7 protein-coding genes are annotated in these 6,779 nt (G+C 51.1%); 1 reads left to right on the forward strand and 6 read right to left on the reverse strand.

Annotation, left to right across the window (positions count from 1 at the left end; all coding sequences use genetic code 11):
- Positions 1 to 42: 42 nt before the first annotated feature.
- Entirely contained in the window at positions 43 to 2,352 is a 2,310-nt protein-coding gene (locus VGJ94_11335; protein HEY3277205.1) for a hypothetical protein, read from the forward strand.
- Here the strand turns inward: VGJ94_11335 and serS are convergent.
- The 6 genes from serS to VGJ94_11365 form a co-directional block, all read right to left on the reverse strand.
- Positions 2,336 to 3,607, reverse strand: a complete 1,272-nt coding sequence (gene serS, locus VGJ94_11340; protein ID HEY3277206.1) for a serine--tRNA ligase — start codon at positions 3,605 to 3,607, stop codon at positions 2,336 to 2,338. The genes VGJ94_11335 and serS overlap by 17 nt on opposite strands.
- Positions 3,608 to 4,138 carry a GerMN domain-containing protein gene (locus VGJ94_11345; GenBank protein ID HEY3277207.1) on the reverse strand — a complete coding sequence of 177 codons (531 nt, stop codon included), beginning with the start codon at positions 4,136 to 4,138 and terminating at the stop codon, positions 3,608 to 3,610.
- A 52-nt stretch (positions 4,139 to 4,190) separates the two neighbouring features.
- On the reverse strand, positions 4,191 to 4,754 hold the full coding sequence (locus VGJ94_11350; protein HEY3277208.1) for an isochorismatase family cysteine hydrolase: 564 nt from the start codon (positions 4,752 to 4,754) through the stop codon (positions 4,191 to 4,193).
- Positions 4,751 to 5,539 (reverse strand): TatD family hydrolase, encoded by a 789-nt coding sequence (locus tag VGJ94_11355; protein ID HEY3277209.1) that lies wholly within the window; start codon positions 5,537 to 5,539, stop codon positions 4,751 to 4,753. Before VGJ94_11355 ends, VGJ94_11350 begins: the two co-directional genes overlap by 4 nt.
- Before the next feature lie 355 nt (positions 5,540 to 5,894).
- Positions 5,895 to 6,275, reverse strand: a complete 381-nt coding sequence (locus VGJ94_11360; protein HEY3277210.1) for a polymer-forming cytoskeletal protein — start codon at positions 6,273 to 6,275, stop codon at positions 5,895 to 5,897.
- A gap of 43 nt (positions 6,276 to 6,318) precedes the next feature.
- On the reverse strand, positions 6,319 to 6,693 hold the full coding sequence (locus VGJ94_11365) for a polymer-forming cytoskeletal protein (GenBank protein HEY3277211.1): 375 nt from the start codon (positions 6,691 to 6,693) through the stop codon (positions 6,319 to 6,321).
- Positions 6,694 to 6,779 lie beyond the last annotated feature (86 nt).

A 6,779-nucleotide genomic window follows, 5' to 3' on the forward strand; every position in this document is an offset into this window, starting at 1 on the left:
TGCGTTCTTTCTGGTTCATCTCGAAGTCCTGAATGGTGTGTGGTGCAAGGTAAGCTTGAAGAAGTACTGGAGCTCAAGGAACGTGAGCTCAAGCTATACCGGAAGTTTCTGGCTCTCAAGGCTTTGTGTGAAGAAACCCTATTCCCCGCCCTTGATTTCCCTCTTGCAGATCATGTCGCACGCCTGAAAGAACTCATTGAGAAATTGATCCCCGATTCCAGGGACCGAAAGGAGGAAATGTTCTCGGGAGAGATATTTGCCCTTCTCGGCAGCCTCTATCTCCATGATGTCGGCCTAGTGCGAAGTCCTGCAGGAAAGGGGACGGACGAGCTTTTCAACGCCCTCGACAGGACTCATAAGACGGTCATTGCGAGCAATGAATTGGGGGCTCGCATCGGTCTTCCGGCGCAGGCGATGGAAATCATCAATACCCTGAGCCTCTCCCACATCATCAGAAAAGTTCCCATGAAATGGGAGATCGAAGAGGGAGGCAGAAAGGCCATTTTAAGAAATACGAAGGTCCTTCAATATCTCTTCAACTTCTCCCACCTCCTCCTCGACGTATTCTATCCGGATCTGCATTATCCCGGTCTCAGAAGATACGGTAGTCTCGGCCTCGGTCTCAGCAATAAGAAAGCGGGGGTTGAAATCGACAGCAGGGAAGGGGTTATAGAGGTCACTTATCGTGACGCGTCGCCTTATGAGTTACATCATCTGAAGGCAGTGCAAAATTTTGTGAACGGGGCGTTTCACGTCTTCAGAAACAATGTAAACGGCAGGCTCGGTTTTCAGTACCGCAAGATTAAATGGGATATAACGGGCGGCTTAAACAAGGGTTCGGCCGCTCCTCCGGATGCGGGCGTTTCTCTATTTAAGGAACGAGACAAGCCGGGTTTTCCGAGGTGGGAAGAAGGCTCATCTATCCTGGATTGCCTCTTTGAAAACGGTAACGTGGTGATGGTAGGCGAAGAGTCCGTGGGCAAGACTACGCTGCTTACGTCCTTTGTGCTCCCCCAGCTATTGAGCCTCGCCTCCAATACGTTCTATTGCGAGTTATGGAAGAGTCCCGTGAATGAGATCAGGGACTCCATATGCACAAGATATGAGAATCTGGGATACAGCGGTCTCGACATCGTCTCTATCTGCAGCAGGCTTTTGGAGAAGGGGCCTTGTATTTTTCTCCTTGATTCATGTGAAAGAATGGTGGGTCTCGACCAGGGTGAGACGGAGAAATTCGAGAGATTTCTCGAATTCTGTTTTGAAAAGGACAACATGTTTCTTGTGGTTTCAGGCGAGAAAGAGACTTTTTTCGACTGGTTCGGTCTCTTCGGAAAGATGAAGCTTTCCTCTATCAGGGAAGTGAAAGCGGTGGAGGGTGAAAAAGCCGGAATCCATTATGGTGAGCGTTCGGGAGGATGGATAGAAGGACACTATTATAGACCGATAGAATGTGAGTTTGCCGACAAAGGGATCCGCCTTGAAGAGATAATTGAAGGCGTGGCCCGGGAAGCGGAGGATAGGACCGCGCTCAGAAGTATGCTGGCGGGGATGACGGAGATAAGCGGACGTCACCTGAAGCGGTATACTATGGAAGAGATTCGCTTTGAGACTGCCCTCCCGATAGGGAGAATTGTCGAGAATCTCTATGTTCTGCAGAAAGCAGGCCTGGTAAAGGAAACCCGCCTTGCCGATTCCAGATTTTTCTCCTTATCCGGCAGGTTCGTGAGGGAGCCCCTTCACCGCATCCTGAGGCTTTATGAGTTCGACGAAAGGGGGCTTCTCAGACGGCACATGGGTCGAGCCCTCGTCAGCGACTCCGAGGTGGACCGGAAGGTCCTGCATCTCGCAAGGAAATGGAAAGACCGCACCTGTTTTTCTTCGGAAGAGATGGGCCTTATTCTCGCCGGCCTCATCTCCGCAGGGGATGATTATTCATCTTTTGTGGAGAAGGCCGCCCGGGACGGGAGCGGCATTGACGTTCAGCCTATTCTGCGATTCCTCTATTCTCAGGACGTAGAGAAGAGGAAGAAGGCAATCGAACTCGTCATTCAGGTTGAAGATAAGAAAACGATTAACCCCCTGCTCCGCCATTTGAAGAAAGAAAACGTGCAGGAGATCAGGAATATCCTGATCAAAGGGATGGCACGAAACGGGAACAGAGGCACCATGATCGCGATCCTCCAGGCATTGCGGGAAATCGGTGAAAGCAGCCTCCGGCTCAAGGCTATTCAGTTCTTCTCATCTCTTCTCGAGGACAGCTCAAAAGGCCTACTCCTGGACATCAAAGCAACTGAAGAGGACCCCACGGTGCTTGCCGAGGTGAACAGGCTTCTTTCTAAGACGGGAACCTGACCATCCCGTGCATATAGGGTCTCAGCACATCGGGGACCCTTATAGAGCCGTCCGGCTCCTGGTAGTTTTCCATGACCGCCATTACGGTGCGTCCGATTGCGAGACCCGAACCATTCAGGGTATGAAGGAGGTCTACTTTGCCCGAATCCTTTCGATATCGTATTTTCGCCCTTCTCGCCTGAAAGGTGTCAAAGTTGCTGCACGACGATATCTCGCGGTAGATATTCTGGCCGGGCAGCCACACCTCTATGTCGTAGGTCTTCGCTGAAGAGAATCCGAGATCGCCGGTGGAGAGTGCGGATACCCTGTAATGGATCTTTAGACCTTTCAGTACATCCTCTGCGTCGAGAAGGAGGCCTTCGAGCTCTTCATAAGATTTGTCGGGGAGGGCAAATTTCACCAGCTCGACCTTGTTGAACTGGTGGAGCCGCGTCAACCCCCTTGTGTCCTTCCCGTGCGCTCCTGCCTCTTTTCTGAAGCAGGGGGTATAGGCGACATACTTCACCGGCAGGTCTTCCTCCCGGAGGATTTCATTATTATGAATGTTGGTGACGGGCACCTCTGCAGTGGGGATGAGGAAATAATCAAAACCATCTACCTTGAACAGTTCTTCCTCGAACTTCGGAAGCTGGCCGGTCCCGGTCATGGAATCCCGGTTCACCATGAAAGGAGGGAGGACCTCCACGTATCCGTGCTCCCGGGTATGGAGATCGAGCATGTAATTTATGAGTGCCCTCTCGAGGAGGGCGCCGTAAGATTTATAGAGAATGAACCGGGAGCCCGTGATCTTCGCTGCCCTCTTAAAATCGAGAATATCCAGTTTTTCACCGAGATCCCAGTGCGGGAGGGGCTCAAATGCGAAAGACGGTTTCTCCCCCCACACCTTGACCACCTGGTTGTCTTCTTCTCCGGAGCCGACAGGCACACTGGTATGAGGTATATTTGGAATGAGTAATATCATGTCATCCCACTGCTTCTCGACTTCTTTCAACTCCCGCTCCGCCTCCTCAATGCGACGACCAAGGTCTCTCAGGTCTTCGATCTGCTCCTGGGCAGCCTGGCCGGACTTCCTGAGTTTTGCAATCTCGTTCGAGAGATCGTTCTTTTGACTCTTCATCCCCTCGCTTTCCTGAATCAGGCCCCTCCGTCTCTCATCGATCTTTCGAAGCCCCTCTATATCAAACGTAGCTCCCCGTTTACTCAGGCTGTCAATCAGGAACTCAGGTTTTTCACGTATGATCTTCGGATCAATCATTTACTCCTCCACTAGTTGATTATTTATTTCGAGAGGGGCAAAGGTGTAGACCACACCGGCGAGGGTGTGGGGCGCCTGTCCCTCCACGAGTATCTGAGCTTTCCCGGCTTCCCGGAAATTGATCAGAAAAGAGTTGATAACGGAATAGACGGTAGTGATCTCCTCTGCCGCGTCTATTTTCTCACGCTTCATGTCCTGGGAGAAGTTGAGATAGAGAACACCCTCTCCGTCTATTGAAAACTCATGGAGTGTGACCGTGTCGGGTATTGCATTCCCCATCCTCAGTTCCCTCATGATTATATCCATTTTTTCCTGTTGAGAAATGCCGTCTTTCGTCTCCACCCTCTTGCGAAAAAGTGTTCCCTCATCGGTCGGAAGAAAGACAGTGAGAGCCTCCTTTTTTGGTGCAGCCGCAGGCGCGGGGGTTTCCCTGCCCCTTAAGGCCATCATAACTGCCAGACTGCCGGCGACTACGATAAGCGCAAGGCCTCCCAGTAGAAGAAGTTTTTTATAAGAGAACGGTTCTTTCATTATAGTGCCCCGATGCCATCCCGGATGTATGAAGTTCCCTGCGGAAAACGGACTACCGGCCGTTCCCGGCCTCCTTAATAAACTCTCCTGAATCCATCACCCTCAGGAGCGGATAAATAGCGGAGTTCCTGTACGCATCCATGAAGCCCGTATGAATTTCTCTTTTGTAGGCTGTGCTCAGATCATCAAGAAGAACGGTATAAAAATCGTGACAAAGGGCATCGAAGGCTGTCGCGAGGACACAAAAATGAGTGTTTATGCCGGCCACTGCCACGGTATCCACTCCCATCGTACGCAAAGTCTGATCGAGGTCCGTTTTGAAAAAGGCGCTGAACCTTCTTTTCTCAAGTATTATATCCTTGTCCTGGGGCTCGAGGTCGGAGAGGGGCTTTGTACCCTCTGTTCCACGCAAGGCATGAGGTTTCATTCTTCCACGGAAGATGAAATCCTGTTCAAGAAAACTATCGCATGCAAATATAACCGGGACGGAAAAAGCCCTGCAGTCCCTGAGAAAATCCCTCACCGGAATGACTATTTTCTCTTCCTCTCTTGTGCCGGTTCTCTCTTTGCGGTAATTTCCTTCGAGCATATCAACGATAATGACGGCGGCATTCATTGCGGGGCTCCTTCCCGGCCCTCCAGAAAAAGGGCGACAAAATTTTTACGAATTTGCGATGCGAGGATTTCTTTCTCCACATCTCTGATCTCGGCGACCTTCGCCACTGTGGCCTTGACATAGAAGGGCAGGTTTCTCTTCCCCCTGTATGGATGGGGGGCGAGGAAGGGGGCGTCCGTCTCGGAGAGTATCCGGTCCGAAGGGACATATCTCGCCACTTCCGCGAGAGATATATTCTTTGTGTAAGTTATGGTGCCCGGAATGGATATAAAGAAACCGAGGTCCAGGAATTTCTTCGCATAATCGAGATCATAGGAAAAGCAGTGAATAACGCCTCCACGGCCAAGGCTTTCCTTTGACGCCAGGAGGATATCATAGGTTTCACGGGGGGCACTTCTTGAATGGACGATGACGGGAAGACCCATTCGGCTTGCAAGCTGAATCTGCTCCTCAAAGGCCTTTATCTGAACGGACCCCGGGGAGCGGTTCTTGAAGAAGTCCAGTCCGATTTCGCCCAAGGCGACTATCTTGGGACCTCTCAGGGCATCTTGCAGTCTCTTTGCGGCGCCTCCGTCAAAGCCCGCGGCATTGTGGGGGTGTATCCCGATGGCCCCGTAAATTTGAGGATACTTTTCAGTTATTTTTTCCACGAGACCGAAATAGGACTCTTCGGTACCCACGGTGAGCATGTAATCGAGTCCTTCTGCAAGACTTTCTTCAATGATATTCCACCTGTCATCATCGAAATCTTCTATCTCCAGGTGGCAGTGGGAATCTACATACATGGCTGATTTATAACATATTAAGCCGTTCTATTCAATGCGATCCGCGTCTGATCGGCCCCTTTTATGCGACATATTCCCCCATCACGCCTGGATGAAATATACCCTTGCCGTAAGAAACCGAGGAGGTGATGATGCCTGTTTAAAGCGCGAAAACGGGGTAGGGCAGGCGATCGGGAGATTCACAGGGCGAAAGGAAGGAGGCAGGCAGATCTCCACTTCGATCTGCCTGCCTCGAATATGTACCGCATCATTCCGGCCGCGCCCGGGGCACCTCGTCCTTGTTCGGCGGCTCATCTCAAGAGCAGCCGCGGACCGATAAGAATATGTTGCTTTCTTCTGCGCCGGGACCGGGGATCTATACCTCGGGCTGGGGCGTGCCGGTCCTCTGCATGATACAAGAGCCGTTAAAGAGCGAACCGCTTTCAAGCACGATATTGGGCGTGGTGATATTGCCGGTATGAACCGCCGTCTCTTTAAGTATTACCTGCTCAGAGGCAGTGACGTCGCCCTTTATGTCTCCATGGGAAATCAGATTCTTCGTAGTGATGGTGGCGGTGACTCTCGCGGTGGGTCCGACAATCAAAAGTCCTTCCGAGATGATTTCCCCCTCGAATATGCCCTTAATCATGAGGGAGCTTTTGAACTTCATGGTACCTTTAATTTCCAGATCATCGGCTAATACCGTGGTGACGTTCTCTTCTCCGAGGCCCGTGGGGGTGGATGCAATATTTACCATTTTATGCTCCTTTCTTTTTATTTATAAGATAGTCTCAAGCCGCTCATGTCAGGGTGATGTCTTTGGCTTTCATCATACAGGAACCGTTGAAAACCGATCCATGCTCCAGGACGATATTACGCGTAGTAATATTGCCTGTATGCATTGCGCTGTCCTTCAGTACAACCTGCTCCGATGCGGTGACGTCGCCTTCAATCTCTCCATAAGAGATCAGGTTTTTTGTGGTAATGGTGGCGGCGACTTTCGCGGTGGGCCCAACGATCAACTGCCCTTCCGATATAATCTCTCCCTCAAAGACCCCTTTGATCATCAGAGAGCTTTCGAACTTCATGACGCCCTTAATCTCCAGATCATCGGCAAGCACGGTGGTGACTGTTTCTCCACTTCCTCCGGGAGCAGTGGGGGTGATATTTGCCATCTTGACCTCCTTTGTGATGAATTGGTTATACTTCAACAGCAATCAGTAAAAACGTTATTCGGCCCTGCCGAAAAAGGCAGGTCCGG

Source organism: Syntrophorhabdaceae bacterium (assembly GCA_036504895.1).
Taxonomy (GTDB): Bacteria; Desulfobacterota; Syntrophorhabdia; order Syntrophorhabdales; family Syntrophorhabdaceae; genus PNOM01.